This window comes from Paraburkholderia nodosa DSM 21604 (assembly GCF_000519185.1).
In the GTDB taxonomy this organism is placed as follows: domain Bacteria; phylum Pseudomonadota; class Gammaproteobacteria; order Burkholderiales; family Burkholderiaceae; genus Paraburkholderia; species Paraburkholderia nodosa.
In genome coordinates this window covers 377,585-403,246 of record NZ_JAFA01000002.1, presented here as the reverse complement: position 1 = coordinate 403,246, position 25,662 = coordinate 377,585, and the positions used below count along the sequence as shown (strand labels likewise).

26 protein-coding genes are annotated in these 25,662 nt (G+C 63.5%); 15 read left to right on the top strand and 11 right to left on the bottom strand.

Translation table 11 applies throughout. The annotated features are described in order from the left end of the window. The first annotated feature begins 311 nt into the window (after positions 1-311). The gene (locus tag A3CW_RS0104380; protein WP_028202478.1) at positions 312-1,043 is read left to right on the top strand and encodes a PIG-L deacetylase family protein; all 732 of its coding nucleotides are present in this window, start codon (positions 312-314) and stop codon (positions 1,041-1,043) included. After that, positions 1,040-1,735, top strand: a complete 696-nt coding sequence (locus A3CW_RS0104375) for a 4-carboxy-4-hydroxy-2-oxoadipate aldolase/oxaloacetate decarboxylase (RefSeq protein WP_028202477.1) — start codon at positions 1,040-1,042, stop codon at positions 1,733-1,735. Before A3CW_RS0104380 ends, A3CW_RS0104375 begins: the two co-directional genes overlap by 4 nt. 127 nt (positions 1,736-1,862) lie before the next feature. On the opposite strand, the gene A3CW_RS0104370 is transcribed toward A3CW_RS0104375, so the two are convergent. The 3 genes from A3CW_RS0104370 to A3CW_RS0104360 form a co-directional block, all read right to left on the bottom strand. Continuing rightward, entirely contained in the window at positions 1,863-2,990 is a 1,128-nt protein-coding gene (locus A3CW_RS0104370; RefSeq protein ID WP_028202476.1) for an aminotransferase class V-fold PLP-dependent enzyme, read from the bottom strand. 209 nt (positions 2,991-3,199) lie between these two features. After that, complete coding sequence (locus A3CW_RS45200) at positions 3,200-4,672, bottom strand: sensor histidine kinase (protein WP_081771520.1); 1,473 nt, start codon at positions 4,670-4,672, stop codon at positions 3,200-3,202. Then, a complete protein-coding gene (locus A3CW_RS0104360) occupies positions 4,669-5,352 on the bottom strand; it encodes a response regulator (protein ID WP_028202475.1) in 684 nt (227 codons plus the stop codon). Before A3CW_RS0104360 ends, A3CW_RS45200 begins: the two co-directional genes overlap by 4 nt. Before the next feature lie 145 nt (positions 5,353-5,497). Here A3CW_RS0104360 and A3CW_RS0104355 point away from each other — a divergent pair, with 145 nt between their 5' ends. From A3CW_RS0104355 to A3CW_RS0104340, 4 genes are all read left to right on the top strand, one after another. Continuing rightward, on the top strand, positions 5,498-6,586 hold the full coding sequence (locus tag A3CW_RS0104355) for an ABC transporter substrate-binding protein (RefSeq protein WP_407669695.1): 1,089 nt from the start codon (positions 5,498-5,500) through the stop codon (positions 6,584-6,586). 124 nt (positions 6,587-6,710) lie between these two features. Next, entirely contained in the window at positions 6,711-8,459 is a 1,749-nt protein-coding gene (locus A3CW_RS0104350) for an ABC transporter permease (RefSeq protein ID WP_051481227.1), read from the top strand. After that, a complete protein-coding gene (locus tag A3CW_RS0104345; protein WP_028202472.1) occupies positions 8,452-9,519 on the top strand; it encodes an ABC transporter ATP-binding protein in 1,068 nt (355 codons plus the stop codon). The genes A3CW_RS0104350 and A3CW_RS0104345 overlap by 8 nt, the downstream gene beginning before the upstream one ends. Before the next feature lie 97 nt (positions 9,520-9,616). Continuing rightward, positions 9,617-10,687, top strand: a complete 1,071-nt coding sequence (locus tag A3CW_RS0104340) for a porin (RefSeq protein ID WP_028202471.1) — start codon at positions 9,617-9,619, stop codon at positions 10,685-10,687. Between the two features lie 75 nt (positions 10,688-10,762). On the opposite strand, the gene A3CW_RS0104335 is transcribed toward A3CW_RS0104340, so the two are convergent. Further along, positions 10,763-11,185 carry a hypothetical protein gene (locus A3CW_RS0104335; RefSeq protein WP_028202470.1) on the bottom strand — a complete coding sequence of 141 codons (423 nt, stop codon included), beginning with the start codon at positions 11,183-11,185 and terminating at the stop codon, positions 10,763-10,765. 225 nt (positions 11,186-11,410) lie between these two features. Between A3CW_RS0104335 and A3CW_RS0104330 the strand changes: the two genes are divergently transcribed. Beyond that, on the top strand, positions 11,411-12,511 hold the full coding sequence (locus A3CW_RS0104330; RefSeq protein WP_028202469.1) for an NADH:flavin oxidoreductase/NADH oxidase: 1,101 nt from the start codon (positions 11,411-11,413) through the stop codon (positions 12,509-12,511). 35 nt (positions 12,512-12,546) lie between these two features. On the opposite strand, the gene A3CW_RS0104325 is transcribed toward A3CW_RS0104330, so the two are convergent. Continuing rightward, a complete protein-coding gene (locus A3CW_RS0104325) occupies positions 12,547-12,939 on the bottom strand; it encodes a cupin domain-containing protein (RefSeq protein WP_028202468.1) in 393 nt (130 codons plus the stop codon). A gap of 2 nt (positions 12,940-12,941) precedes the next feature. Next, complete coding sequence (locus tag A3CW_RS0104320) at positions 12,942-13,532, bottom strand: LysE family translocator (protein ID WP_028202467.1); 591 nt, start codon at positions 13,530-13,532, stop codon at positions 12,942-12,944. 101 nt (positions 13,533-13,633) lie between these two features. On the opposite strand from A3CW_RS0104320, the gene A3CW_RS0104315 reads away from it, so the two are divergent. Then, on the top strand, positions 13,634-14,524 hold the full coding sequence (locus A3CW_RS0104315) for a LysR substrate-binding domain-containing protein (RefSeq protein ID WP_028202466.1): 891 nt from the start codon (positions 13,634-13,636) through the stop codon (positions 14,522-14,524). A 27-nt stretch (positions 14,525-14,551) separates the two neighbouring features. On the opposite strand, the gene A3CW_RS0104310 is transcribed toward A3CW_RS0104315, so the two are convergent. Beyond that, positions 14,552-15,442, bottom strand: coding sequence for a LysR family transcriptional regulator (locus tag A3CW_RS0104310; protein ID WP_028202465.1), 891 nt, complete (start codon positions 15,440-15,442; stop codon positions 14,552-14,554). A 122-nt stretch (positions 15,443-15,564) separates the two neighbouring features. Between A3CW_RS0104310 and A3CW_RS0104305 the strand changes: the two genes are divergently transcribed. Together A3CW_RS0104305 and A3CW_RS0104300 are read left to right on the top strand one after the other, a co-directional pair. After that, positions 15,565-16,305, top strand: a complete 741-nt coding sequence (locus tag A3CW_RS0104305; RefSeq protein ID WP_028202464.1) for an SDR family NAD(P)-dependent oxidoreductase — start codon at positions 15,565-15,567, stop codon at positions 16,303-16,305. Between the two features lie 65 nt (positions 16,306-16,370). Further along, positions 16,371-16,964 (top strand): NADPH-dependent F420 reductase, encoded by a 594-nt coding sequence (locus A3CW_RS0104300; protein ID WP_028202463.1) that lies wholly within the window; start codon positions 16,371-16,373, stop codon positions 16,962-16,964. 99 nt (positions 16,965-17,063) lie between these two features. Here A3CW_RS0104300 and A3CW_RS0104295 read toward each other — a convergent pair whose 3' ends face one another. After that, positions 17,064-17,615: a hypothetical protein gene (locus A3CW_RS0104295; protein WP_154677852.1), complete on the bottom strand. Its 552-nt coding sequence runs from the start codon at positions 17,613-17,615 to the stop codon at positions 17,064-17,066. Positions 17,616-17,791: 176 nt separating this feature from the next. Further along, a complete protein-coding gene (locus A3CW_RS0104290; RefSeq protein WP_028202461.1) occupies positions 17,792-18,382 on the bottom strand; it encodes an isochorismatase family cysteine hydrolase in 591 nt (196 codons plus the stop codon). A 131-nt stretch (positions 18,383-18,513) separates the two neighbouring features. Between A3CW_RS0104290 and A3CW_RS0104285 the strand changes: the two genes are divergently transcribed. Next, positions 18,514-19,398 (top strand): bifunctional helix-turn-helix transcriptional regulator/GNAT family N-acetyltransferase, encoded by an 885-nt coding sequence (locus A3CW_RS0104285; protein WP_028202460.1) that lies wholly within the window; start codon positions 18,514-18,516, stop codon positions 19,396-19,398. A 67-nt stretch (positions 19,399-19,465) separates the two neighbouring features. Here A3CW_RS0104285 and A3CW_RS45195 read toward each other — a convergent pair whose 3' ends face one another. Then, complete coding sequence (locus A3CW_RS45195; protein ID WP_051481218.1) at positions 19,466-20,725, bottom strand: LysR family transcriptional regulator; 1,260 nt, start codon at positions 20,723-20,725, stop codon at positions 19,466-19,468. 40 nt (positions 20,726-20,765) lie between these two features. After that, entirely contained in the window at positions 20,766-21,506 is a 741-nt protein-coding gene (locus tag A3CW_RS45190) for a GntR family transcriptional regulator (protein WP_051481217.1), read from the bottom strand. A gap of 373 nt (positions 21,507-21,879) precedes the next feature. On the opposite strand from A3CW_RS45190, the gene A3CW_RS0104270 reads away from it, so the two are divergent. The 4 genes from A3CW_RS0104270 (at position 21,880) to A3CW_RS0104255 (ending at position 25,661) form a co-directional block, all read left to right on the top strand. After that, positions 21,880-22,725: a gallate dioxygenase gene (locus A3CW_RS0104270; RefSeq protein ID WP_028202459.1), complete on the top strand. Its 846-nt coding sequence runs from the start codon at positions 21,880-21,882 to the stop codon at positions 22,723-22,725. Beyond that, positions 22,722-23,081 carry a protocatechuate 3,4-dioxygenase gene (locus A3CW_RS0104265; protein ID WP_028202458.1) on the top strand — a complete coding sequence of 120 codons (360 nt, stop codon included), beginning with the start codon at positions 22,722-22,724 and terminating at the stop codon, positions 23,079-23,081. The genes A3CW_RS0104270 and A3CW_RS0104265 overlap by 4 nt, the downstream gene beginning before the upstream one ends. Before the next feature lie 193 nt (positions 23,082-23,274). Then, positions 23,275-24,390, top strand: coding sequence for a porin (locus A3CW_RS0104260; protein ID WP_081771515.1), 1,116 nt, complete (start codon positions 23,275-23,277; stop codon positions 24,388-24,390). 161 nt (positions 24,391-24,551) lie between these two features. Continuing rightward, entirely contained in the window at positions 24,552-25,661 is a 1,110-nt protein-coding gene (locus tag A3CW_RS0104255) for an NAD(P)/FAD-dependent oxidoreductase (RefSeq protein WP_028202456.1), read from the top strand. Position 25,662: the final 1 nt, after the last annotated feature.

Here is a 25,662-nt window from a genome sequence, read left to right as displayed (position 1 = left end):
CGTTTACGCAACAATTTCAGTGCGAGGCATTCGATGTGGGCGCAACGAAAGGTTGGGAAATTCGGGGCCACAAGATTTGAGTTCGCCACGCGAGCGTGCGGCTTCATCCCGCGTCGTTGCGCGCTCAACCAATGTGCCGCGCGGCGCTTGCCGCCGCATGGGCGAGACGCGGCCCGGCCCGAATTCGAGGCGCGTTCCATGCGGCGCCGATAAGCAGATTCGATGCCTTTCGGCAGTCCTTTCGTTGGTTCGCGCGGCGCGCGCAAACCTACAATGGGGCTTCGTGATGTTCGACGTCTGGTGAACCGGAAATGACTGAAAAATCGATGCTCGTGGTCAGCGCGCACAGCGCGGATTTCGTATGGCGCGCGGGCGGTGCGATTGCCCTGCACAAGAAGAACGGCTATCGCGTGAAGGTGGTGTGCCTCTCGTTTGGCGAGCGCGGCGAGTCGGCGAAGCTCTGGCGCAAGGGCCCCGACATGACCATCGAGAAAGTGAAAGCCGCGCGCCGCGAGGAGGCGCTCGCCGCCGCCGGGATTCTTGGCGCGGAATGCGAGTTCTTCGATCTGGGCGATTACCCGCTGCGCGTTTCCGATGAAGCGCTCCTGCGCCTCGTCGACGTCTATCGCGACGTGCAGCCCGCGTTCGTGCTGAGCCACTCGCAGAAAGACCCGTACAACTTCGATCACCCGCTCGCGATGCACGTGGCGCAGGAAGCGCGCATCATCGCCCAGGCCGAAGGCCACAATCCGGGGCAGAAGATCGTCGGCGCGCCCCCGGTCTACGCGTTCGAACCGCACCAGACCGAGCAGTGCGAGTGGATTCCGGACACCTTCCTCGACATCACCGAAGTGTGGGACGTGAAGCGCCGCGCCATCGAATGCATGGCGGGCCAGGAACACCTTTGGGAGTACTACACGCGTGTCGCGCAACAGCGCGGCGTGCAGGCCAAGCGCAACATCGGCATTACGGCGAAGCGCGACATTCAATACGCGGAAGGCTATATGCGCCTGACGCCCGCAGTGGTGGGAGATCTGTCATGAAACGTGGTGTCGTCGTCACCCAGATTCCGCGCGCCGACGCGCGTCACATCGAAATCCTCAAGCAAGCCGGCACGGCCACCGTGCACGAGGCGCAAAGCCGTCTCGGCCTGCTCGCCACGTATCTGCGGCCCATTTATTCGGGCGCCGCGATTGCGGGCCCGGCCGTGACCGTGCTCATGCCGCCCTCGGACAACTGGATGCTGCACGTGGCCGTGGAGCAGTGTCGCGAAGGCGACGTGCTCGTGGCCGCGCCCACCTCGCCCTGCGAAGACGGCTACTTCGGCGAGCTGCTCGCCACCTCGCTCGCGGCGCGCGGCGTGCGCGGCCTGATCATCGACGCGGGTTGCCGCGACGTGCGCGCACTGAAGGCGATGGACTTCCCGGTGTGGTCGAAGGCCGTTTCGGCGCAAGGCACGGTGAAAGAAACGCTCGGATCGGTGAACGTGCCGGTGGTGTGCGCACAGCAGATCGTGCATCCGGGCGACGTCATCGTGGCCGACGACGACGGCGTGGTCGTGGTGCCGTTCGCCACGGTGGCGAAGGTCGTGGAGGCGACCCAGGCGCGCCTCGCCAAGGAAGAAAAGACGCGTGCGGTGCTCGCGGGCGGCACGCTCGGCCTCGACTATTACGGCATGCGCGAGCGCCTTGCCGAAAAGGGCCTGCGCTACGTCGACACACCGGCAGACGCTTGAGTCTGCAACGTTCGATGGCTTTACACGAAGCGCACCGCAGCAAGAACGACAACGAGCGCCGCAAAGGCGCTCGTTTTGTTTCGCGATGACCTAAGGAAGCGCGTCGCGGGCCCCGAGGAAAAGCGGGTTAAAGAATCCGGTCCAACGCCTTCGCGAACCTTGCGACCGCGCCTTCGATGTCATGCAGTTTTTCGAGGCCGAACAATCCAATGCGGAAGGTCTTGAAGTCTTCAGGCTCGTCGCATTGCAGGGGAACACCGGCCGCGATCTGCAGGCCGGCGTCGGCGAACTTCTTGCCGGATCGTATGCCGTCGTCGTCCGAGTAGCTGACCACGACGCCGGGCGCCTCGAAGCCTTCGGCCGCCACGCTTCGGAAGCCCTTGCTAACCAGCAGCGAACGAATGCGCTTGCCGAGTTCGAGTTGCTCCGCCATTACCTTGTCGAAGCCGTATGCTTCGGTTTCCTTGATCACGTCGCGCAGCGTCGCGAGACTGTCCGTGGGCATGGTTGCGTGGTAAGCGAATCCACCGCTCTCGTAGGCTTCCATGATCTGCAGCCACTTGCGAAGATCGCAGGCGAAGCTGGTGCTGGTCGTGGCGTCGATTCGTTCGCGGGCGAGCGGGTTGAGCATGACGAGCGCGCAGCAGGGTGAAGCGCTCCAACCCTTTTGCGGTGCGCTGATCAGGATATCGACGCCGCTTTTCTCCATGTTGACCCAGACCGTACCGGAGGCGATGCAGTCGAGTACGAACATGCCGCCTACGGCATGCACGGCATCGGCCACCGCGCGCAAATACGCATCGGGCAGCATCATTCCGGATGCGGTTTCGACATGCGGCGCAAAGACCAGATCGGGCTTGTTCTCCCTGATCGCCGCGACGACTTCTTCGACCGGCGGCGGTGCGTAGGCGGCCTGCCTTCCCTGTTCGACCGGACGCGCCTTCAGCACGATCGATTCAGAGGGAATGCTGCCCATGTCGAAAATCTGCGACCAGCGGAAACTGAACCAGCCGTTGCGAATGACGAGGCACTTCTTGTTCGTCGCGAACCGCCTGGCAACGGCTTCCATGCCGAAGGTCCCGCTGCCCGGGACGACAACGACCGACTTCGCGTTGTAGACTTTTTTCAGGGAGCTTGAGATATCTCGCATGACGCCCTGAAAGAGCTGCGACATGTGATTGATCGAGCGGTCGGTGTAAACCACTGAATATTCGAGGAGCCCCTCGCGGTCGACATTGGGAAGTAAACCTGGCACGCTCGCCTCCGATAAGAAAATGAATAGTCGAATCGACAACCGATTCTAACCAAAGCCGTCTGCCATTGCGGCGACAAGGCTGTTCGCAATGTTGCGCGGGTATTAGATCACGCTCATTGCCCGTTCGCGGCAATGTTAGCGCGCGCACTCTTTTTTGCGGAGCAGCAAATATCGACTGGCGCAGGCGCCGCCATGTTGAATCGCCTGTTTCATGAAACTCCCTGCCTGGGTGCCCGTTGTGCGGGCGCGGCAGTGGTCGCGCTCGCGGTCGTGCCCGGTGCAATGGGCGCTCCAGCCGGGAACGCGACACTGACTGCGAGACCTCCGCCGGGCGCTTCGTCGAGTGTAACGCGTGCCTCGTGCACGCGCGCGATCTCCGCGACGATCGCGAGCCCCAGCCCGTTGCCTTCTACGTTCTGCGTCGATTCGCAGCGGTAGAAGCGTTCGAACACGACTTCGCGCTCGTGCCGGGCGATGCCCGGCCCGTTGTCGGTGACCTCGAGCACGGCACAGGTATGGCGCCGCCCCACACGCACCGTGATGACCGCGCCGTCTGCCGAATAACGGATCGCATTGTCGATCAGGTTGCCGATCAGCTCCTTCAACAGGTCCCCGTGACCCACCAGTTCGACCGCGTCCTGCTGGTCGAAACCGAGATCGATGCCGCGTGATCGCGCCACCGGTGACCAGTCGAGCGTAACGCTGCGCGCGATCTTGTGCAGCAGCATCGGTGCCCGCTTCGCCGCCTGATCGCAGCCGGCATCGAGCCGCGAGAGCGAAAGCAACTGCTGCACCGCCCGCACCGCCTGGCGTACCGCCCGGTTCAGGCGCCGCAGATGCAGGCCGGTGCTGGCGTCGAGGTTGCCGCGCTGAGCCAGTTCCGCTTCCGCCTGAATCACCGCCAACGGGGTCTTCAACTGATGCGCGGCATCGGCAAAAAACCGCCGACGCGATTCCTGCATGCGCCGCGAGCGCGAGATGTACTGATTGATCGCCTCGACAAGCGGCATGACCTCGCGTGGCAGGCCCGAAGCCGCCAGTGGCGCGGCGTCGTCCTCGCTGCGCGCCGCGACCTTTGCCGAAAGGCGGTTGAGCGGACGCAGGCCTCGCCCGACGCCGAGCCAGACGATACCGAGCGCGAGCACGACCAGCAGCCCCTCCTGAAGCAGCGAACCGATCAGGATCTGCTGCGCCAGCGCCTGACGTGGTTCGATGGTTTCGCCAACCATGATCTGGACCATGCGCGTCTGCGCGGCGGGCACGTCGTGAATGGGCAAACGCAGTAAGGCCATGCGCAAGGGCACGCCCCGATAGATCGTGTCGTAGAAGTGTGTCGCGAAAGGATCGAGACGGTGCCCCGCAGGCTGCGGCAAGTCTGCGTAGCCGGTGACAGGCCGTGCGTCCTGACCCGCCTCTTCGCGAATCAGGTAGTAGATCTTGCTGTCGTTGCTGGATTCGAACATCTCTAGCGCGAGATAAGGCAGATCGACATGGACCCGCCCCTCGCGCAGGTGCACCCCCTCGCGGATCGAACGCAGCGAAAACTCGAGCGTGCGGTCGAACGCGGCATGGGCCGACTGCATTGCGCGCTGATAGGTGAGCCACGCATCCAGCGCGAGCAGGCCAAGCAGCGGCAGCAGCAGCCACAGCGACATCCGCATACGCAGATCGGGTGCCCTCAGGCGGGCGTGCATGCCTGCCTCGCTTCGAGCAGATAGCCGAGCCCGCGCAGCGTCACGATCGCCACGGCACTGCCTTCGAGCTTTTTTCTCAGCCGATGCACATAGATTTCGATTGCCTCGGCATTCACCGATTCGTCAATGCCGAAGATCTTCTCCGACAGCGTCTCCTTGTTGATTGCCCGGCCATTGCGCAGGATCAACACTTCGAGCACCGCGCGCTCGCGCGGCGGGAGAGGGAGCGGCTCGCCTTCGAGACTGAAGCCGCGGTCGGCGGCGTCGTAGACGAGTGTTGCGCAGGCCACGCGCAGACAGTCCTGCCCCTGGCTGCGTCGTATCAGCGCACGCGTACGTGCCTCCAGTTCGCTCAGCTCGAAGGGCTTGGCCAGATAGTCGTCGGCGCCGAAATCGAGTCCCCTCACGCGATCCTCCACCGATCCGTGCGCGGTCAGAATCAGCACCGGTACCGTGTTGCGGCGCGCGCGCAGCCGGCGCAGCACTTCCAGACCGTCGAGCTTGGGCAACCCGAGGTCGAGGATCACGAGCGCGTAGTCCTGGGTGCGCAGCACGTGATCGGCGGACTCGCCGTCATGCATGCAGTCGACCGTCAGATGCGCGCTGGAGAGCGCATCGGTCAGTGAACGGGACAGGATCGGATTGTCTTCAACAAGCAAAACACGCATCGCCGCCCCCAGGGAAATCCATGAGATAAATCATTCGTTTTCCTTCCAGTTTTCGCCATGGCTGAAAGCGTACAGAAAGCATTTGAACCTTACCATTCGCCAACACAAGATAAAAGCCCGTCTTGACCTGGAGGAAGACATGCCGATGTCATTCAAACGCTGTGCCGCTACGCTCGCTCTTGCACTCACCGTCAGCCCGGTCTGGGCGCAGGTTCCTGCCGGATACCCGAGCCACTATCAAGCCTCGGTGGAAGGCGCAAAAAAAGAAGGAAAACTGATCATCTACGCCGCGACGGATGCCGCCATCGCGAAGCCCCTCATCAAGGACTTCGAAAGCCTGTATGGCGTGAAAATCGAATACAACGACATGAACAGCACCGAGCTCTACAACCGCTTCATCAGCGAGAACGCCGCGAGCAGCACGAGCGCCGACGTGCTCTGGAGCTCGGCCATGGACCTGCAGATCAAGCTCGTCAACGACGGTCTGATGGCGACCTACGAGTCGCCTGAGACCCCGCATCTGCCGGCGTGGTCGCAATATCAGAAGCAGGCCTGGGGCACGACCTTCGAGCCCCTCGCGATCGTCTACAACAAACGCCTGATGCCGGCAGGCGAGGTACCGCAGACGCGCGCCGACCTGATCAAGCTGTTACAGACCCAGCCGGCACGCTACCAGGGCAAGGTCACCACGTATGACATCGAGAAATCGGGTACCGGCTTCAACTATCTGACCCAGGATGCACGCGTGAACCCTCAGGTCACGTGGGCACTCGTGCGGGCAATCGGCGCGACCGGTCCGAAGCTGCAGTCGAGTACCGGCGCCATGATGGAGCGCATCTCCTCCGGCGAAAATCTGCTTGGCTACAATATTTTGGGATCCTATGCGTATAGCAAGGCCAAAAAAGATCCATCCATCGGCTATGTCTACCCGAAGGATTACACGCAGGTGGTCAGCCGCCTGCTCACCATTTCGAAGAAGGCCCAGAACCCCAATGCAGCGCGTCTGTGGGTCGACTACGTGCTCTCGAAGCGCGGTCAAACGTTGATCGCGAACGAAGCGAACCTCTTCTCGATCCGCGCCGACGTGACCGGCGAGACTTCGATGGCCGGCTTGACCGAACAGCTCGGCGATTCGCTTAAGCCGATTCCGGTCGGTTCCGGCTTGCTCGTCTATCTCGACCAGGCCAAGCGCCTCGAATTTCTCAGGCAATGGCAACAGTCGATCAAGCGCTAGCGCACGCCTGACACGGCGAACGCCGTGAAGCGCCGGGCGCTTCACGGTGCGCTCTCCCTGTTTCCCTTTTCGATATGCGGCCGCGTGCCGCAGGAGGACCCTCATGCTTTCACGACGCGCGCCCATCCCGGCCGCGGTGCCGCTCCATGCCAGGGAGAAGAGCGATATTCCGGCGCTGCCCGAGGGGCCGCTGCGCCCCCTGGCTGGCTTGCTACGCTGGCTCGTCATCGCGGTACTGACCGTCGCTGTCGCGCTACCGGTTGCGCTCATCGTGTTCCAGAGTCTGTTGAGCGCCCCCTTCTTTGACGCGAGCCGCACCTTCGGCCTGGCCGGCTTCGCGTTCATCTTTACCGACCCCGATTTCTGGTCGGCCGCGGGCAACTCCTTCACGATCGCGAGCGGCATGCTGTTCATCTCCATTCCGCTCGGCGGCATCCTGGCCTTCCTGATGGTGCGCACCGATCTGGCAGGACGCCGCTGGCTCGAACCGGTCCTGCTCACGCCCATCTTCGTTTCGCCGATGGTGCTCGCCTTCGGTTACGTGATCGCCGCAGGCCCAGCCGGCTTCTACTCGATCTGGTGGAAGCAGTTGACCGGCATGGAGGGCACGCCCTGGAACGTGTATTCGGTCTTCGCGATCACCGTGATCGTCGGGTTGACGCACGTGCCGCATGTCTATCTTTATGCCGCGGCGGCCTTGCGCAACCTTGGCTCCGACGTCGAGGAGTCCGCGCGCGTATCGGGCGCCCGGCCGCTGCGCGTGGCCCTCGACGTGAGCCTCCCCATGAGCATGCCCGCGCTGCTCTTTGCCGGCGTACTGGTGTTTTTCCTCGGCTTCGAGGTGTTCGGTCTGCCACTCGTCCTCGGTGACCCCGAAGGGCATCTCGTGCTGGCCACTTACCTTTACAAGCTCACCAACAAGCTCGGCGTGCCCTCGTATCACCTGATGGCCGCGGTCGCCGTGTGCATCATCGCCGTGACCTTTCCGCTCGTGCTGCTGCAACGGCATCTGCTCAAGAGCGCCAATCGCTTCGTCACTCTCAAGGGCAAAGCCACGCGGCAGACCGTGCTGGCACTCGGTACATGGCGTTGGGTCGCGCTCGCCGTCGTCGCGCTCTGGTTGCTGCTCACGATCTTCGTGCCGCTTTCCGGCATCGTGCTGCGAGCATTCGTCACTCACTGGGGCGAAGGCGTGGACCTCGCCGAGACGTTGACTCTCGCGAACTTCTCCGAACTGTTCGAGCACAGCAATCTGGTGCGGGCCATTTTCAACACCTTCGGCATCGGCGTGCTGGGCGGCGCGCTCGCGGTAGGGTTCTACACGCTGGTCGCCTTCGCGGGCCATCGCCAGCATGACTGGGCCGCCCGCCTGCTCGATTACATCGTGCTGCTGCCGCGCGCCGTGCCAGGCCTGCTCGCCGGACTGGCGTTCCTGTGGGTCTTCCTCTTCGTCCCGGGCCTCAAGGAACTCAAGAACTCGATGTGGAGCATCTGGGTGGCCTACACCGTTGTGTGGCTCGCCTATGGCATGCGCCTGATCCAGAGCGCGCTGCTGCAGGTCGGCCCCGAGCTCGAAGAGGCCGGACGCAGCGTCGGCGGCACACGGGCGCGCGTCAGCCTCGACGTCACGCTGCCGCTGGTGCGCTTCGGACTGCTCGCCGCGTGGCTACTCATTTTCATGATCTTCGAGCGCGAGTATTCGACCGCCGTCTACCTGCTTTCCCCCGGCACCGAGGTCATCGGCGCGCTGCTCGTCTCACTGTGGGCAGCAGGGTCTGTCGATCAAGTCGCTGCCCTTTCCGTCATCAACATCGCAATGGTCGGCGCCGGTCTCGCCGTGGCCTTGCGCTTCGGAGTGAAATTGCATGGATAAGCTCTCGGTCAACGACCTCCATCTGAGTTACGGCGCGCATCCGATCCTCGAGGGCGTCTCGTTCGAACTGAAGGCGGGTGAAGTCGTATGTCTGCTCGGCGCATCGGGCAGCGGCAAAACCACGCTGCTGCGTGCGGTGGCCGGTCTCGAACAGCCCTCATCAGGTCGCATCCAGCTGGACGAACGCGTCTTCTTCGACGGCGCGGCCCGCATCGATCTGCCCGTCGAGCAGCGCTCGCTCGGTCTCGTGTTCCAGTCCTACGCTCTGTGGCCGCACCGCACCGTGGCCGAAAACGTCGGCTATGGGCTCAAGCTGCGTCGCGTGTCGGTCCCGGAGCGCAAGCGTCGGGTTCAGGCCGCGCTCGATCAACTCGGCCTCGGTGCTCTCGCGGCGCGCTATCCCCATCAGCTCTCGGGTGGGCAGCAGCAGCGCGTCGCCATCGCGAGGGCGCTCGTGTACAACCCGCCGGTGATTCTGCTCGACGAACCGCTTTCGAACCTCGACGCGAAGCTTCGTGAGGAAGCTCGCGCATGGCTGCGCGAGCTGATCGTCACGCTCGGCCTCTCGGCGCTATGCGTGACCCACGACCAGACCGAAGCCATGGCGATGTCCGATCGCATCCTGCTGCTACGCAACGGTCGCATCGAACAGGAAGACTCGCCGGCAGACCTCTACGATTCGCCCCGCACGCTGTACGCCGCCGATTTCATGGGTAGCAACAATCGCTTCGAAGGTCGCGTCTGCGCTGTCGAACCGAGCCATGTTGTATTGAGCGGCGCGGGCTGGACGTTGCGGGCATCCGCGCGCGAAGCGCTTACGCCCGGTCAGGCAGTCGAAGCGGTGATCCGGCTCGAGCGTCTTCAGGTTGTCGATGGTCCCGGGCAGAACCGCTTGCGCGCCGAACTCGTCACGTCGATGTTTCTCGGCGATCGCTGGGAATACCTGTTCCATTGCGGCGAACTGCGCTTGCGTGCCTTCGGCGTGCAGCCGCGCGCCGCCGGCGAGCACTGGCTCGAACTGCCGGCGAACAACTGCTGGGCCTTTGCCCAGGCGGGCTGACAAGGGGCTCGTGCGATTCAGGCTTGTTTGCAGCCGCAGTAACCGTGGGTTGGCGCATGCCGCCACCGGAATCCAACGCAGAAACTGGGAGTAGACAATGAAGTCGCCTATCACAAGAACAACCATGTTGGGTCTATCATGCGCGGGCATCGCCGCCGTCGCGCAGGCGCAATCAACGGTCACCCTCTATGGGATCGTCGATGCGGGCGTCGAATACGCGAATCACACCAGCGCAAACGGTGGTTCTGCACGGCTCGTTTCGGGCGGCAAGAATACGTCGCGCTGGGGTCTGCGCGGCGTCGAGGACCTGGGTGGCGGGCTGAAGGCGGTATTCCAGCTCGAAAGCGGCATCAACATCGCGAACGGCACCTTCGACGACGGCCCCGGCGCCATCTTCGACCGGCGCGCTACGGTCGGGCTGAAAAATCGTTTCGGGCAGTTGACGCTCGGGCGCACCTTCACGGTGACGTACGACTACATGCTGCCGTTCGACCCGATGGGCTATGCGCCGAACTATTCATGGGCGACATCATCGAGCGCGACGGGCGGCCGCAAAGACGGTCTGTTCACCCGCTCGGCCAACGCCGTGCGCTACGACGGCGAATTCTCCGGCATCAAGCTGGGCGCGCTGTATGGGTTCGGCAATGTGCCGGGGAGCATGAAGACGAGTTCGAAATACGACTTCGCGCTCGGCTACGCCGGCGGTCCGTTCGCTGCCGTGGTCACCTACGATCGACAAAACGGCGCGGCGGACAGTGTCACGCCCGTCGATCAGACCCGCTACATTCAGGGCATCCACGCTGGTCTTTCATACGACTTCGGCGCGGCGAAGGCGATGGCCGGTTACCGGAACTATCGCAAGACATTGAGGACTGCGGCGGCAACGCTGCAAAGCGATATGTACTGGATCGGCGGCTCGTACGATTTCAACCCGTACTTCACGCTGCTCGGCGCGATCTATCATCAGAACATCAAAGGAGCGAGCGACGCCGATCCGACGCTGTTCTCGCTGCGCGGGCAATACTCGCTTTCCAAACGGACGCTGCTCTATGTCTCCGGCGGATATGCGATGGCTCAGCACGGTCAGAAGGTGGGCTTGTCGCGCGACCTCGTCGGTGCGGCCGACACGCAAACAGGGATGACGGCCGGCGTTCAGCATCGGTTCTGAGTGCTACCTGGCGCAAGTGCGAAGCCCCTGGGTAGCCCATCACGATGATGCGATGCGGCAGAACCGGTGTCTGTCTCACTGGCGCACGGGAGGCTGCGGATTGTTGGCCGGGTTCGTATCGAACCGGTTCACGCTTTCGATGCCCACCCGGCCAGCGAGGGCCGAGAGCCGCGCATACAGCCCGTCGGCGCTTTCCCGGTCGTAGACCTCTTCGCCGCCAACGTACAACGCAAATGACGTCAGGTACTTCGCCTTTTTCCCGGGATTGGCGATCGTCTCTTTCGTCCATTGATACAACGGATGGCGGTCCCGCCCGGCACGCTCCGCCTCTTCGACATAGTCGGCGAATGCGTCGAACTGGCACTTCAAAGCGGCGTTGTACTCGCGCAAGACGGCTTCGAGCAAGTCGCGACCCTCATAGGGGCTACTCGCCCGCAGCGCATCGGCCAACGCGGGCACGACGGTGATGCGGACCTGGAATTGCCATGTTTCTGCCATGGTTGCCTCCTGCGCTGACGAACAGCATAACCGCTCAGGCGGCCACAACCCGCCGCTCATGGCTATTCTCGTGGGGAATTGGCCTTATGAAGAATCTGCGAATTATCGCTTCCCTATGTGGCCACTACGATCTACCTGTTACTCATCACCCGGCAGAAGATTTCCATGTCCACTCTCGCAGACAAAGCCGCCGTCATTAGCGGCACAGCAACAACTGGCACCGGTTTGAGCCATCCAATGCTGTTCACGCCGATACAAGTCGGCAACCTGACATTGGCCAACCGGATCGTAATCGCCCCGATGGCCCAGTACTCGGCCGAAGACGGGCAGATGAACGATTGGCACCTGATTCATCTCGGCCAGCTGGCGCTTTCAGGTGCGGCGGCGCTGACCATCGAGGGGACGGCGGTCACGCCCGAGGGGCGCACGAGCTATGGCGACGTGGGGCTCTATTCGGACGAGTGCGAAACTTCCATGGCGCGCGTGCTGCGGGGCATTCGGCGCTGGTCTGACACGCCGATTGGCATCCAGCTCAACCATGCTGGCCGAAAAGGGTCTCGGCAGAAATTATGGGACGGCGGCGCACAGATTCTTCATGATCACGCAAATGGCTGGAACACCTACGGCCCATCCCCGGTCGCTTTTGCGGCCGGTGAGACACCGCCCACCGCCCTGGACCGCGACGGCCTGGCTGCCATTCGCGACGCCTTCGCGGCAGCAGCGCGACGCGCCTCCCGGCTTGAGTTGGACTTCATTCAAATCCTGGGTGGGCACGGCTATCTGCTCCATCAATTTCTCTCGCCGCTCTCGAACCACCGGGACGATGAGTACGGCGGCTCGTTGGAAAACCGGATGCGCTTTCCACTCGAAATATTCGACGCTGTGCGAGATGCGTTTTCGCATGATCGCCCCGTGACGATGCGGATCTCCGCGACTGACTGGGTGGACGGCGGGTGGTCCGTGCACGACGCGATCGCTTTTGTCCGCGCATTGGAGGCCAGAGGCTGTGCCGCGATCAATGTCTCGAGCGGCGGCTCGAATCCAGCCGCGCAAATTCCGGTCGGGCCCGGCTATCAGGTTCCCTTCGCGCGGGCTGTAAAGCAGGCGACGACGCTTCCTGTCATCGCCGTCGGCATGATCACCGAGTTCGAACAAGCCGAATCCATCCTCAGCACGGGAGACGCCGATCTGGTCGCGCTGGCCCGTGCCGTGCTCTTCGACCCGCGCTGGCCCTGGCACGCTGCCGCTCACTTCGGGGCTCAGGTCAGGGCGCCGAAGCAGTATCTTCGCGCTCAACCCAGCCGGCTGCCAAAGGTGTTCGTTTGAATCCGTCTTGTCGATGTCCGGGGGGCTGGGCAGTCTCAGTGTGAGCTGCCCAACTGCTCTTCGATCGTCCGCGTCAATGGCGATTCCACGCGTCCCGTATGCATCGTCTGCGCGGGCTCGATCAGCACGATCCAGCATTCGTCCTCTGCGACTGGATTGTGCAGCGTGCCGCGCGGCACGACGTGCATCGAGCCCGCGGGCAGATCGACGACACGCCCGCCTTCATACTCGATCTTCAGATGGCCGCGCACGACGAAGAATAGTTCGTCCTCGTGCTCGTGGTCGTGCCACACGAGCTGCCCGCGCACTTTGGCGACCTTCACGTACTGATCGTTGACCTGGGCGACAACTTTCGGCGACCAGTGATCGGACACGTCGGCGAACGCGGCTTCAAGGTCGAACGATTCGGCAAACGGATGACCAGGCATCGTTATCTCCATGCTGGAATGACGGATGCGGCGAGCAGTACGCCCATCGCGAGATTGAGGATGCGCCAGTGGCGCGGCGTGCGAAAGAGCCGGGCGAGCAGCACGCCGAGCGCGCACCACAGTGCGAGCGAGACGCACGCGGCCACGCCGAACACGGCGCCGAGCAGCAGTGCGAGTCGGTTCGGACTGCTTGCGAGCAGCGCGAACGACGCCGCCGCGCCGACCGTCATCGCCCAGCTTTTCGGGTTGAGCCAGAGCAGCAGGAAACCGTTGACGAGCGTGATGGGGTGCGCGGGGCCGTTGCCTGCGTTCGGCGGCCCGCTGCGCGCGATGCGCCACGCGAGCCACAGCAGATAGGCGGAGCCGACTGCCTTGACGGCCGTTTGCAGCGACGGCAGTGCGAGCAGCAGACCGCCCAGCCCGAACCCGGCGACGGCGGCGAGCACGGCCAGGCCGATCGCGATGCCGAGCATCAGCGGAATCGAACGCGCGAAGCCGAAGCGCGCGCCCGAAGCGGTGGCGAGCGTCGTGGCGCCGCCGGGTGTCACGGTCGCAATGACGACAAACAGGAGAAGCGGCAGGATCGAGGTCATGGGTGCGGAGTCGAGCGGATGAAACTTGCACTGTACGGATCGCCGACGCTTCATCAAAGGCAATAATTCTGATGCGATCCATTACGCGGCATAATGCGTCAATGAGCCGAAACCTCGACCTCGATCTGATCCGCACCTTCGTTGCCGTCGCCGATAGCGGCAGCATGACGGTCGCCGCGAATCTGCTGCACATGACGCAAGGCGCCGTGAGCCAGCAGGTGAAGCGTCTCGAAGAGGTGCTGGATTGCCAGCTGTTCGTGCGCAAGACGCGCAAGCTGGAGCTGTCGCGCCATGGCGAGCCATTTCTCGTGAAGGCGCGCCAGCTGCTGCAGCTGAACGACGAAATCTGGGCCGACATGACCGGTCGATCACTGCGCGGCAGCCTGCGCGTGGGCGTGCCGTACGATCTCGTGACACCGCTCGCGCCCGCGATGAAGGCGTTCGCCGATGCGCATCCGCAAGTGGAGATTTCGCTTGTGTGTGCGGCGTCGCCGGAATTGAGCGAAGCAGTGCACAGCGGCCGCGTGGATATATCGCTGGTCGAATATGTCGCGAGCGAAGCCGAAGGCGAAGTGGTCCGCATCGAGCCGTTGGTGTGGGTCAGGGGGCGCGGCAGCGATGCCTGGCAGAAGCGGCCGCTGCCGCTTTCGATGGTGGACGAGCGATGTGCCTTCCGGCCGGTCGTACTCGGCGCGCTCGCGGACGAGGGCATTGCGTGGCGCACGGTCTTCGAGAGCGGCAACATCGAGGCGACCGCCGCGACGGTGCGTGCGGGCCTCGCGATCACGACCTGGCTCGCCTCTACGGTGCCAGCCGACCTCGAGACGCTCGCGCCTCGAGCAACCGGCTTGCCCGCGCTGCCGCCGTTCGCGATCTGTCTGCGCTTGCCCGCAACGGTTCAGCCCGCGGCGCAGGAATTCGCGCGCCACGTGCGCGAATCGATGTCGAACGACGCAGGCGCTCGCCGCGCGCAGCTTGCGAGCATTGCGTGACCTCGTGCGTTTGAAGCCGTCGCGCTTCTACAAGCGCTGCGGCAGCGCAGCCGCAAAGAAGTCGGTGATCCGGCGCACGCGCGCAGGCACGAAACGACGCCTCGGCCAGACGATACTGACATCACGGGCGTCCCCAATGAAGTCGTCCAGCACGGTGACGATGTCGGGATCCTTGAGTTCATCGGTCAGCGAGAGCTTCGCGAAGAGGCCGATTCCCACACCCGCGAGCACGGCCGACCGGATCGTCTCGACGCTATTCGACGACAGGTTGCCTCGCACCGGTACGCTGAACCGGCCTTGCGGCCCGTGAAACGGCCAGTTCGCCGATTCCATCAGACCGCCGTAGACGAGGCAATTGTGCCCGGCGAGATCCGCAGGATTCTTCGGGATGCCGTGTTGCTCGAAATAGCGGCGCGATCCCACACAGACCAGCGGGGTGCTGGCGATTTTTCTTACGACCGAATCCGGATCGTTGACGGTGCCCACTCGAATCGCGAGATCGATTCGATCCTCCACCATATCGCGGACGAAATCCGACAACACGAGATCGACCCGAAGCCCAGGATGGCGCGACAGCAGTTCGGGAATGAGCGGGAGAACGTGCAGCCGGCCGAACGTCGAGGCGGCGGCGATCCGGACGAGGCCCGAGACATCGAGCGTGGTGCTGCTCAGTTCGTTGTCGGCTACCTCGATCTCGTCCAGCAACGGCTTGGTCCGCTCGTAGTATTTCTGCCCCTGATCCGTCAGGGTCACGCTGCGTGTGCTTCGGTTCAATAGCAGCACGCCCAGGCGCTTTTCCAGCGCGCCGATCGCCTTGCTGATGGCGGACTGTGAATCGCCGGTTCTACGCGCGGCGGCGGAAAAGCCGCCCGCTTCGACAACGGCGATGAAGGCGTTCAATTCGTGAAACCGATCCATTGCATGTCTCTCGTGAGACCCATTCTCTGGAAGAATAAATCTCATGATAACTCCGCTAATTATCATTCGTGGGGGCGGCAATTACGATGTCTCTACCGTTCACCACGAGGCAGAAAATTTCAATGTCCACTCTCACAGGCAAGGTTGCCGTCATTAGCGGCGCAACGACGGGTATCGGCTTGGCGATCGCCCAGCGGTTCGTCGCCGAAGGCGCTCACGTCTTTATCTTCGGCCGGCGGCGAGGCCAGCTTGACGAGGCCGTCAAACTGATCGGACGCAACGTTACCGCGATCCAGGCCGACGCTGCGAATCTCGATGACCTCGACCGCGTCGCCGCGGCAGTCAGGGAAGAAAAGGGTGTCGTCGACATCATCGTGTCGAACGCGGGCTTTACCGAGCAGGCTTCGATCGACACCATCACGCCAGAGCATTTCGACAAGGCATTCAACCTCATGGCGCGCGGCCCCGTATTTCTGGTGCAGAAGTTGCTGCCGATGATGACAGGGGGTGGTTCGATCATTCTGGTTTCTTCGGCCATCCACGTCATGGGCATTCCCGGGCATACCGCCTACGCGGCGACCAAGGCGGCGTTGCGATCCTATGCGCGCACCTGGGCCGCCGAATTCAAGGATCGCGGCATTCGCGTCAACATGCTCAGCCCTGGCGTCACCGACACGCCGATTCTCGACGGCCAGTCGGTGACACGCGAGGATCTGGTGAGCATGTACCAAAGCATGGTCCCGCTCGGTCGACTTGCCCGGGCCGAGGAGATGGCCGGCGCGGCACTCTTTCTCGCCTCCGAACAGAGTTCGTATATGACGGGCGCGGATTTGATGAATGACGGTGGCATCGGCCAGGTCTGAGGCCCGAGCCCCAGCGTCCGCAAAATTGACCTTTCTCTTATAGAGGATGACTAATGGAAAATTCAATGAGCTACGCAATCATCGGGCTTGGCAAGATCGGCACGGCCATCGCGCAGGCATTCGCCGATCAGGGCATCAAGGTCGCCGTGGCAGGCAGGCGGCCGGTCGACTCGCGCGCAGCGCAGATTGGGCCGTCGCTGGTTCCGCAGCAGATCGAGGAAGCGATCGAGGCTGACGTTGTCATCCTGGCTGTCCCCTTCGGGGCTCACGAGGACGTCGCCCGGGCCGCCGAAAGCTGGCAGGGGAAGATCGTGATCGACGCCATGAACGCGTACGGCGTCCCTGTGAAGGAGCTGGACGATCTGCCTTCGAGCGCGGCCGTTGCAAAGGCGTTTGCGGGCGCGAAGCTGGTGAAGGCCTTCAACCACCTGCCCGCAGCCACGCTGGCGCAGGGGCCAACGACGCCGCATGGCGGCCGGCGGGTCGTGTTCGTCGCTAGCGACGACGACGCAGCTAGCGCTTCGGTGTCGGTCCTCGTCGACCGGCTCGGGTTCGCGCCGGTCGAACTCGGGAAGATCGGCGAGGGCGGTCTCCTCGTCCAGGCACGCGGCAACACGTGGGCGCAGCTGGTTTTCCAGGATCTGGTCAAGTTCGACTGACCGGCCGCGCGCTATCTCGCTTCCGACGATGGCGCTTTCATGGCGGGCATAGCGTTGCTGGCGGACGGACGCTACCCGTTCGCCATGCGGGACCATGGCTCACTGTATCGAGTCCGGCTGGGCCCGCAGCTTGTCCTTGATTGCAGTCAGGCAGTTCGTGAACTGGGTGCGAAGCCCCACGGAGTTGCCGCTCGGTGCGGCAAGGCTGTCGGTTGTCACAGTCCATCCGTCAGCCGTACGCGAAACATCGAGTTCGAAGTACTCGGCCGATTCGCTATCGAGGACCACCGACTCGCGAAAACTGCCCTTCGCCGAACGAACGACCGCCTCGCAGCCCTGCTGGAGCCGGGCTGGGGCATGAGCGGACAAACCGGGTGAGCCGTCGCGAAAGGGGACCGCGCCGTACATGCGGAACGCCTCGAATTGCGCCGGCATTGCGGCCGTGACGAACTGGATGTCCGAATCCGAAACGGCGTCTCCGCATCCCGCGAGGATGCCGACAAAAGCGGCGAGCGTGATGCGAGCGCAATGACTCCGGAAAGTGATTGTGTGGTCCCCGGCTACCCGTAGTCTTTGCGCAAACGTTAGCGTTCTCATCTCCAACGGGCCAGTCTCGATGTAAGAATCAGTATTACGGCGTGCGTTATGCATATATTTATCGAGGTTAACCCTGGCATCGCACGTGTCGAGTCAACGAGTGGGGCAATGCATGCGTGTCTCGGCGCGATTCGAATGACGTCAACGGATCGCTTTTCCGCCGTTGCATGAACCGTGCGATCGAGGTCACTCGACTGGCCCAGATGGGTTCGAGAGCGGACGCCGAACGTCTAGGCGAGCAGCAGCAAGGCGTCCGCGAGCGAGAGTACCGTGGTGCGCGAATCGAATGCGGTGGAGAACAGATGTTCATGTACCACCGGATCTGGGTCGTAGCAGCAGTCCTTGACCGTGTACAGGCGGAAGTCCGCGTCGCTCGCATACGCGACCGACGACAGCACAACGCCGGTCGATGCAATGCCGACCATAATCAGCGAATCGACACCTTGTGCGAGAAGTCGCGCCTGCAAATCGGTGCCGAAGAACACGCTGGCCCGGTGCGCAACGATGACCGGTTCGCAAGCCCGCTGGCCCAACTCCGGCGAGGTCTGGTCGTCGACGAAGAGACCGAGTTGCTTGATTCCCTGCCCGTTCCTGTTCAATGGGCTGACTTCCGGATAGCCCGGACTGAAGCGGAGGTTGGCGAAATAAACGCTGACGCCTTTGGTCCGCGCCGCGTCGCAGAGCTTGCGCGTATTGGCAAGCAAGGCCGGCGCGACCGAGGGGAAGAGCCCGAGAATGTCGGTCTGATAGTGCATGACGAGAAGCGCGGTTTGCGCCGGCACGATTGCCACCGCACCATCTAACGCGTTTTCCTGATTCACGGCTGCCCCCACTCAATATCCGCTGGCAATACTACCGCCTCCATTTCAACCACGGCCGGTCCCGCGCAGAAAGAACCGCATTCCTCGGCTCGAGGTTGACGGATGCAATATCTCTGACTAAAGTCAGAGATATGAGCTCGTCCTCGATTCCCCAGATTCGTCGCTTTAATCGCATCGTCGCTGAAAGCATCGGCGCTATCGACGATCATTTCCTCGGACGAGGCCGCCCGATGGGTGAATCGCGCCTGCTGTGGGAGATCGGTGTCGAAGGAGCGGATATTCGTACGCTTCGCGCGCGGCTAAATCTTGATTCGGGTTATGTCAGCCGTACCCTGGCGTCACTTGAGCGGCAAAAACTTGTCGCTGTCCTCACTGATTCGAACGACCGCCGGGTTCGCCGGGCGTGCCTGACTGAGGAGGGTCTCGTCGAAAGGGATGAACTCGAACGGCTCTCCGACGCGGTCGCTTTACGCGTGCTCGAACCTCTCGGCGACAAGCAGCGTCGGCGACTGATTGAAGCCATGTCTGAGGTCGAGCGTTTGCTACAGGCATCGCTCGTGCATTTTGCGCTTGAGAACCCTGATAGCGATGACGCGCGGTGGTGTTTTGAACAGTATTTCGGCGAACTCGACCAGCGCTTTGAAGCAGGATTCGACCCGTCCATGAGCCTGTCGGCAGATGCTCTCGAACTGACGGCGCCCGCAGGTGCGTTGATCGTCGCGAGACTCCATGGAGACCCGATCGGCTGCGTCGCGCTGAAGTTTCACAAGAAGTCCCCGGCCGAACTCAAGCGAATGTGGGTGAGTCCTTCCGCGCGCGGCATGGGCGTCGGCCGCCGGTTGATTGCCGAGGCGGAGAAACGTGCCCGGCAGGCCAAAGCGCGCGTTATCCGTCTAGAGACGAATCGAACTCTGCGCGAGGCGATATCGCTATATCGGCAATCAGGATTCGTCGAAGTCGATGCATTCAACGCCGAACCGTATGCCCATCACTGGTTTGAAAAGCGCCTGGACTGAACGACCGCAACGCTTTGCACTACGGACTTTCGATTGTCGCTGATGATCGTCTCATGCAGGTGCGGATTCACCCCGCGCGCCGCCCCTCCACCACGCGCGTTGCGGGCGCAACATCCATCACCGCGAGCCGGATCGCGTCGATCAGCGCGCGTGCCGCAGGCGAGGGCGAGCCCTGCGCGCGCAGCGTAAGCCCGATATCGCGGCGCGTGTGCTGCAGCGGCACGTCGAGAATCACCAACTGCCCCGATTCGATTTCGTAGTGCAACTGCTGCGCCGAGAGCGCCGTGATCATGTCCGTGCCGAGCAGTAGCCCGCGAATCACGGCGAGATCGGCGGTTTCGACGGTGGGCAGGGGCGGCTTGAGCTTCACGCGGCGGAACTGCGCTTCGAGCAGCCCGCGCGAGGGCGAATGCGTGCGCGAAAGTATCCACTGCGCATCACGCAGATCGTTCAGTGCGAGGCCGTGCTTTTTCGCGAGCGGATGATCGCGCCGCGCGAGCACGACCATGTCCTCCGACATCAATCGTTCGTTGCCCAGGCCGCTTGCCGCATCGTTTTCGCGCAGCGCGCCGAGCACGAAGTCCACGTCGCCCGCGCGCAGGCCCGCCACGAGCAGTTCATAAGCGCTTTCGTCGGTCACCACGCGCACGCCCGGATGCTGCGCGGAAAGGCGCGCGATGGCGGCCGGCAGGATCAGCGTGCGGCCCAAAGGCAGCGCGCCCACCGTCACCGCGCCCTGGATGTTGCCGTGCAGCGCCGCGATATCGTCGGGCACGTGGCGCAGTTCGTTGAGCGCGCGCCGCACGTGCAGCAGGAAGGTCTCGCCCTCGGCCGTGAGCAGCACGCCGCGCGGCCCGCGATGGAAGAGCGTGACACCCGAGCCGCTTTCGAGCACGCGCATCGCGCTGCTCACGGCGGGCTGGCTGATGCCGAATGCATTGGCCGTGCTCGGCATATGGCGGTGCCGCGCGAGAGCGACGAATAGCTGCAGCCGCCGCGTGTTGAGCAGATACGCGGGCAGCGTGCCTTCGCTCAACGCGCGCCGGCGCGCCTGGCGCGCGGCGCACCACTGCGCGAGTTCTTCCAGTTCGCCGAAAATGCGCGCGCAGCGCTCGAGCACCACGCGGCCCACGGCCGTGGGCAGCATGCCCGAAGGCTTGCGCTCGAAGAGCGGCGCGCCCAGCGCCGTCTCCAGTTCCTGCACCGAGCGTGTGACGGCCGATTGCGCGCGATACAGGGCCGAAGCGGCGCGCGTGGCGCTGCCTGTGTCGGCAACGAGGCGAAAAGCGCGCAGATGCGCGAGGTTCAGGAGTTCGGGCTGGCTCACGGCTCGATCATGTCGTTTTGGGTGGGATACGCGCCGTGTCTCATGCGGCGACCGTGGCAACCGTGCCAACTGCGGCGGCGGCGTTGCCGGCCGCGCTCAGATGCAGCCGGTCAACCGAGAGATTGAGGCTCTCCTTCGAAATATGCGTGTGCTCTTTCATCAGCGCCTCGACGCGTGCGCCTTCGCCGTTCACGAGCGCGCCGACGATGGCGTGATGCTGGCGGTGCGCATACGAAAGCATCATGAACTGGCGCTGCTGCGCGGCCTTGTCGAACACCACCGTGCCCGGCGAGACGAATGGAATCTTGTCGTTGAGCCCTAGCGCGGCGCTCACCGCAAGATTGTGCGCCGCTTGCACAATCAGTGCGTGGAAGCGGCCGTTCATCGCGGCGTAGCGCGTTTCCGCTTCGCTGTCGAGCACGCCGGCCGCGAAAATCGCGTCGCCTTCGCGCAGGCAGTCTTCGAGCGCGCGCGCGAGCGCCGCGTCCACGCCGCGCTCGGCAACCGTGCGTGCGGCGAGCCCTTCGAGTACGCCGCGCACGTCGATCGCGTTGAGCACGTCGGTCACCGAAAAGCGCCGCACGGTGTAGCCGCGCGCGCCCGAGCGCTCGACGAGGCCTTCGGTCGCGAGCACACTCAGCGCATAGCGCAGCGGCGTGCGCGAAATGCCGAGTCGCTCGGCGAGCTGCGCCTCGACGAGCCGCTCGCCGGGCTCGAGTTCGCCGGAGAGGATGCGCGTGCGCAGCGCCTGCACGATGGTTTGCTGGGTCGTCCCGTTCATGTCATGCGTGAATCGCAACAGGCGAGGCGCGCGGCGTATGGCGCGCGTGGCCCTTGCGAGTTCGTTCTTTTGATATCTGTTTCGTTTATGAGAGGGTTGCCGGGCCGGATCGGCCGCAGTTCCCGCAATGGTGTTTCAGGATACCAAAAACCGTTGCGGCGCGCGGGTTTGCGCGATCGGCCGAGTGTGCGCAAGCGCGCACAAGCCTTGAATTCATGAGGGAAAGGGAAAAATTCGTGGTTAACCCTTGCTTACGGTTCGGGCGGCGTTTTTGTAATTTCGTATCCCAAGTGCTGGATCGAAGGCGTCTGTCGACGCATCCGGTCCAGCGCGGCGCGAGTGCGCCGCATGAACAGCAGCAGAGGGCAAGATCATGGCAAGAATAGTGGGCGGCATCGGCACATCGCACGTGCCGACAATCGGCATGGCATACGACAAGGGCAAGCAGAAAGAACCCGCGTGGGCGCCGCTCTTCCAGGGGTACGAACCGGTCGCGCAGTGGCTCGCCGGTCGCAAGCCGGACGCGCTCGTGATGTTCTACAACGACCACGCCAACAGCTTCTTCTTCGACTGCTACCCGACGTTCGCGCTGGGCGTTTCTGCCAGGCACGAGTTCGCCGACGAAGGCGGGGGCAAGCGCGCGCTGCCGGACATCGCGGGTCACCCCGATCTCGCGATCCATATCGCCGAGCAACTCGTAAACGACGAGTTCGATCTCACGATCTTCCAGGACAAGCCGCTCGACCATGGCTGCAACTCGCCGCTTTCGCTCATGCTGCCGCACGAAGGCGGCTGGCCCGCGGCGCTGGTGCCGATCCAGGTGAACGTGCTCCAGTATCCGCTGCCCACGGCCAACCGCTGCTACCGGATCGGCCAGGCGCTGCGCCGCGCGATCGAATCGTTCGAGCAGGATCTCGACGTGGTGGTGGTCGGCACGGGCGGGCTTTCGCACCAGGTGCACGGCGAGCGCAGCGGCTACAACAACACCGAATGGGACATGGAGTTCCTCGACCTGATCGTGAACGATCCGGAGCGCCTCGCACGCATGAAGCACGTGGACTACGTGCGCCTCGGCGGCGCGGAAAGCGTGGAGACGATCATGTGGCTCGCCATGCGCGGGGCGCTGGGCGGCAAGATCCGCGAAGTCCATCGCAATTACTATCTCGCGACCAGCACGGCGATGGCGGTCACGGTGTACGAGGAAGAGGGCCAGCAATGAATCCGCAACTGGTTGGCATCGAGGAACTGACGGGCACGTACCCCTTCGACATTCGCCAGAGCATGAAGGCCATGCGCCTGAATCGCTTCTTCTGGGAAATGCGCCTGCCGCAAGCGCGCGAACTGTGGCTGCGCGACCGCAAGGCCGCCTACGATGCCGCCGCGCTCACCAGCGAGGAGCGCGCGCTCGTCGACGCAACGGACTGGCTCGGCCTGATTCAATACGGCGTGTGCTTCTTCGTGCTCGAAAAGTTCGCGCGCGTCGTGAAGATCACGAATCTTGGCATGTACGCGAGCATGCGCGGCGAAACCCTCGAAGCGTTCCTGAAGACGCGCAAGGTGCCCGACGCGGTCTGAGCGTTTGCCTGACCGATTGATGTCCTGAATCGCTTTTGCGTTCGGGCGGGCGCTTCGCCCACTCGAGCGCGTTTGACCCGCGTGGCCCCACATGCCGCGCGCTTGCTTGCGGCTCGCCAGATCTCGGGGCGGCGAGAGCGCTAACCTTCGATGCTCGAATAAACAGGTTTGTTCAAAACAGGAGACTTGGAGAATGCAGGATCATAAGCAGTACAAAAAAATTGCATTGGCGATTACGGGGGCCATCGGTGTGATGGCATGCGCTGCACCGGCGTTCGCGCAAAGCAGTGTCACGCTCTACGGCATGATGGACACGGGCATTACCTACGTGAGCAACCAGGGCGGCAAGCACAACGTCAAGATGGACGACGGCGTGAACGGCCCGAACCTCTGGGGCATGACCGGCACGGAAGACCTGGGCGGCGGCACGAAGGCCTTCTTCCAGCTCGTCAACCAGTTCCAGGTGGACAACGGCGCCTTCATGCCGAACAAGAGTCTCTTCAGCCGTACGTCGATTCTGGGTCTGAGCAACGACAAGCTGGGCAAGCTCACGCTCGGTAACCAGTACGACTTCATGACGGACTCGCTGTATTTCGCGGGCAACGATCCGGCGGAGCTCTCGGGCCACTTCTACGATTTCCGCGCGGGTCCGTTCCAGAAGCTCGCGCTGCCGAACAACCCGACCGGGTCGTTCGACTGGGACCGCATGGCTGGCGAAACCGTCAACAACTCGGTGAAGTATCTGTCGCCGACGTTCGGCGGTTTCAGCGCGGGCGCGATGTACAGCTTCGGTGGCGTGGCCGGCTCGATCGGTACGGCCAACGGCACGAGCTTCGCGCTGAACTACTCGGCGCATGAGTTCGGCGTGAACGCGGCTTATACGAACCTCAAGACGGTCGTGACGGGCGAAGGCGACGTGAGCGTGCGTAACTGGGGTATCGGCGCGCACTACCGTTTCGGCGGCTGGATCACGAACGCGCTCTTCACCACCGTGCACAACTCGGCCAACGGCGGCTCGGTGTATCAGGGCTCGGTGGGCGCGCACTACAACTTCACGCCTGCACTCAGCGCCGGCGCGTCGTACATGTACATGAAGGGCAACGACGTGGTCGACAACAATCACGCGCACCAGGTCGCGGCGATCGTCGATTACGCGCTTTCCAAGCGCACCAGCGTGTACGTGCTGGGCGTGTACCAGCGCGCCAGCTCGGGCGGTCTTGCGCAGATCAACGGCATGAACTCCTCGGATGGCGCTTCGAGCGGTCAGAGCCAGGCGGTTGCGCGCGTGGGCCTGCATACGCACTTCTAATGCACCGCTAGCTTCATCATCTCCGGTAGTTGTTTGACGCCGCCCGATCGACCGATCGGGCGGCGTTTTTTTCATGGTGCGCATCCTTTCACGGAAGGCGAGCGATTTGGGCAAAATAGCGCCAGTCGAAACAGCACTCGTGTGACGAGGAAGGAAGTTTCATGATGGATACGGTCGATTGCGTCGTGATCGGCGCGGGCGTGGTCGGTCTCGCGGTTGCGCGCGCGTGCGCGCAGCAGGGCTGGGAAACGGTCCTCGTCGAGGGCGAGAACGCCATCGGCACGGGCACCAGCTCGCGCAACAGCGAAGTGATACACGCGGGCATTTACTACCCGCAAGGCTCGCTCAAGGCGCGGCTGTGCGTGCAAGGCAAGCACAAGCTTTACGCGTATTGCGAAGAGAAGGGCGTGGAGTACAGCCGTTGCGGCAAGTTCATCGTCGCGACGCACGAAGGGCAACTCGACGCGCTGCGTGCGATTCGCGCGGCGGCGGCCGCCAACGGCGTGGACGACCTGCGCTGGCTCGACCGCGGCGAGGCGCGCGCACGGGAACCCGCGCTCGAGTGCGTGGCGGCGCTCGAATCGCCCTCCACGGGCATCGTCGACAGCCACGGGTTGATGCTCGCGCTGCAGGGCGACTTCGAAGCGGCGGGCGGCATGCTCGCGTTTTGCTCGCCGGTCACGGGCGGCCTCGCGCGGCCAGGCCGGCCGACGCTCCTGAAAGTAGGCGGCGACGAGCCGATGGAATTGCTCGCCACGCGCGTGGTGAACAGCGCGGGCCTTTACGCGCAGCCGGTCGCGGCTTGCATCGAAGGCGTGCCGGCGCAATCGATCCCGCCGGGGCGCTACGCGAAGGGCAATTACTACTCGCTTGCGGGCGCGGCGCCGTTTTCGCGGCTCATCTATCCGGTGCCGGAGGAAGGGGGGCTGGGCGTGCACCTGACGATCGACCTTGGCTGCCAGGCACGCTTCGGTCCCGACGTGGAGTGGATCTACACGATCGACTACACCGTGGACCCGGGCCGCGCGGCGAAATTCTACGAGGCGATTCGCACCTACTGGCCCGCGCTGCCTGACGACGCGCTGCAACCGGGTTATGCTGGCATTCGCCCGAAGCTGGCCGCGGGCAAGCACGGCGGCGACTTCGTAATCCAGGACGCGCGCGAGCACGGCGTGAGCGGGCTCGTGAACCTCTACGGCATCGAGTCGCCGGGGCTGACGGCTTCGCTCGCGATCGCGGACGAAGTGATCGACCGGCTGAACACACACTGAC

Bases quoted from the DNA above. Each gene is read 5' to 3' on its own strand.
- A3CW_RS0104380 (WP_028202478.1), top strand. From the start codon at position 312: ATGACTGAAAAATCGATGCTCGTGGTCAGCGCGCACAGCGCGGATTTC.
- A3CW_RS0104375 (WP_028202477.1), top strand. From the start codon at position 1,040: ATGAAACGTGGTGTCGTCGTCACCCAGATTCCGCGCGCCGACGCGCGT.
- A3CW_RS0104360 (WP_028202475.1), bottom strand. From the start codon at position 5,352: ATGCGTGTTTTGCTTGTTGAAGACAATCCGATCCTGTCCCGTTCACTG.
- A3CW_RS0104355 (WP_407669695.1), top strand. From the start codon at position 5,498: ATGTCATTCAAACGCTGTGCCGCTACGCTCGCTCTTGCACTCACCGTC.
- A3CW_RS0104345 (WP_028202472.1), top strand. From the start codon at position 8,452: ATGGATAAGCTCTCGGTCAACGACCTCCATCTGAGTTACGGCGCGCAT.
- A3CW_RS0104340 (WP_028202471.1), top strand. From the start codon at position 9,617: ATGAAGTCGCCTATCACAAGAACAACCATGTTGGGTCTATCATGCGCG.
- A3CW_RS0104335 (WP_028202470.1), bottom strand. From the start codon at position 11,185: ATGGCAGAAACATGGCAATTCCAGGTCCGCATCACCGTCGTGCCCGCG.
- A3CW_RS0104325 (WP_028202468.1), bottom strand. From the start codon at position 12,939: ATGCCTGGTCATCCGTTTGCCGAATCGTTCGACCTTGAAGCCGCGTTC.
- A3CW_RS0104320 (WP_028202467.1), bottom strand. From the start codon at position 13,532: ATGACCTCGATCCTGCCGCTTCTCCTGTTTGTCGTCATTGCGACCGTG.
- A3CW_RS0104315 (WP_028202466.1), top strand. From the start codon at position 13,634: ATGAGCCGAAACCTCGACCTCGATCTGATCCGCACCTTCGTTGCCGTC.
- A3CW_RS0104310 (WP_028202465.1), bottom strand. From the start codon at position 15,442: ATGGATCGGTTTCACGAATTGAACGCCTTCATCGCCGTTGTCGAAGCG.
- A3CW_RS0104305 (WP_028202464.1), top strand. From the start codon at position 15,565: ATGTCCACTCTCACAGGCAAGGTTGCCGTCATTAGCGGCGCAACGACG.
- A3CW_RS0104300 (WP_028202463.1), top strand. From the start codon at position 16,371: ATGAGCTACGCAATCATCGGGCTTGGCAAGATCGGCACGGCCATCGCG.
- A3CW_RS0104295 (WP_154677852.1), bottom strand. From the start codon at position 17,615: ATGCATAACGCACGCCGTAATACTGATTCTTACATCGAGACTGGCCCG.
- A3CW_RS0104285 (WP_028202460.1), top strand. From the start codon at position 18,514: ATGAGCTCGTCCTCGATTCCCCAGATTCGTCGCTTTAATCGCATCGTC.
- A3CW_RS45190 (WP_051481217.1), bottom strand. From the start codon at position 21,506: ATGAACGGGACGACCCAGCAAACCATCGTGCAGGCGCTGCGCACGCGC.
- A3CW_RS0104270 (WP_028202459.1), top strand. From the start codon at position 21,880: ATGGCAAGAATAGTGGGCGGCATCGGCACATCGCACGTGCCGACAATC.
- A3CW_RS0104265 (WP_028202458.1), top strand. From the start codon at position 22,722: ATGAATCCGCAACTGGTTGGCATCGAGGAACTGACGGGCACGTACCCC.
- A3CW_RS0104260 (WP_081771515.1), top strand. From the start codon at position 23,275: ATGCAGGATCATAAGCAGTACAAAAAAATTGCATTGGCGATTACGGGG.
- A3CW_RS0104255 (WP_028202456.1), top strand. From the start codon at position 24,552: ATGATGGATACGGTCGATTGCGTCGTGATCGGCGCGGGCGTGGTCGGT.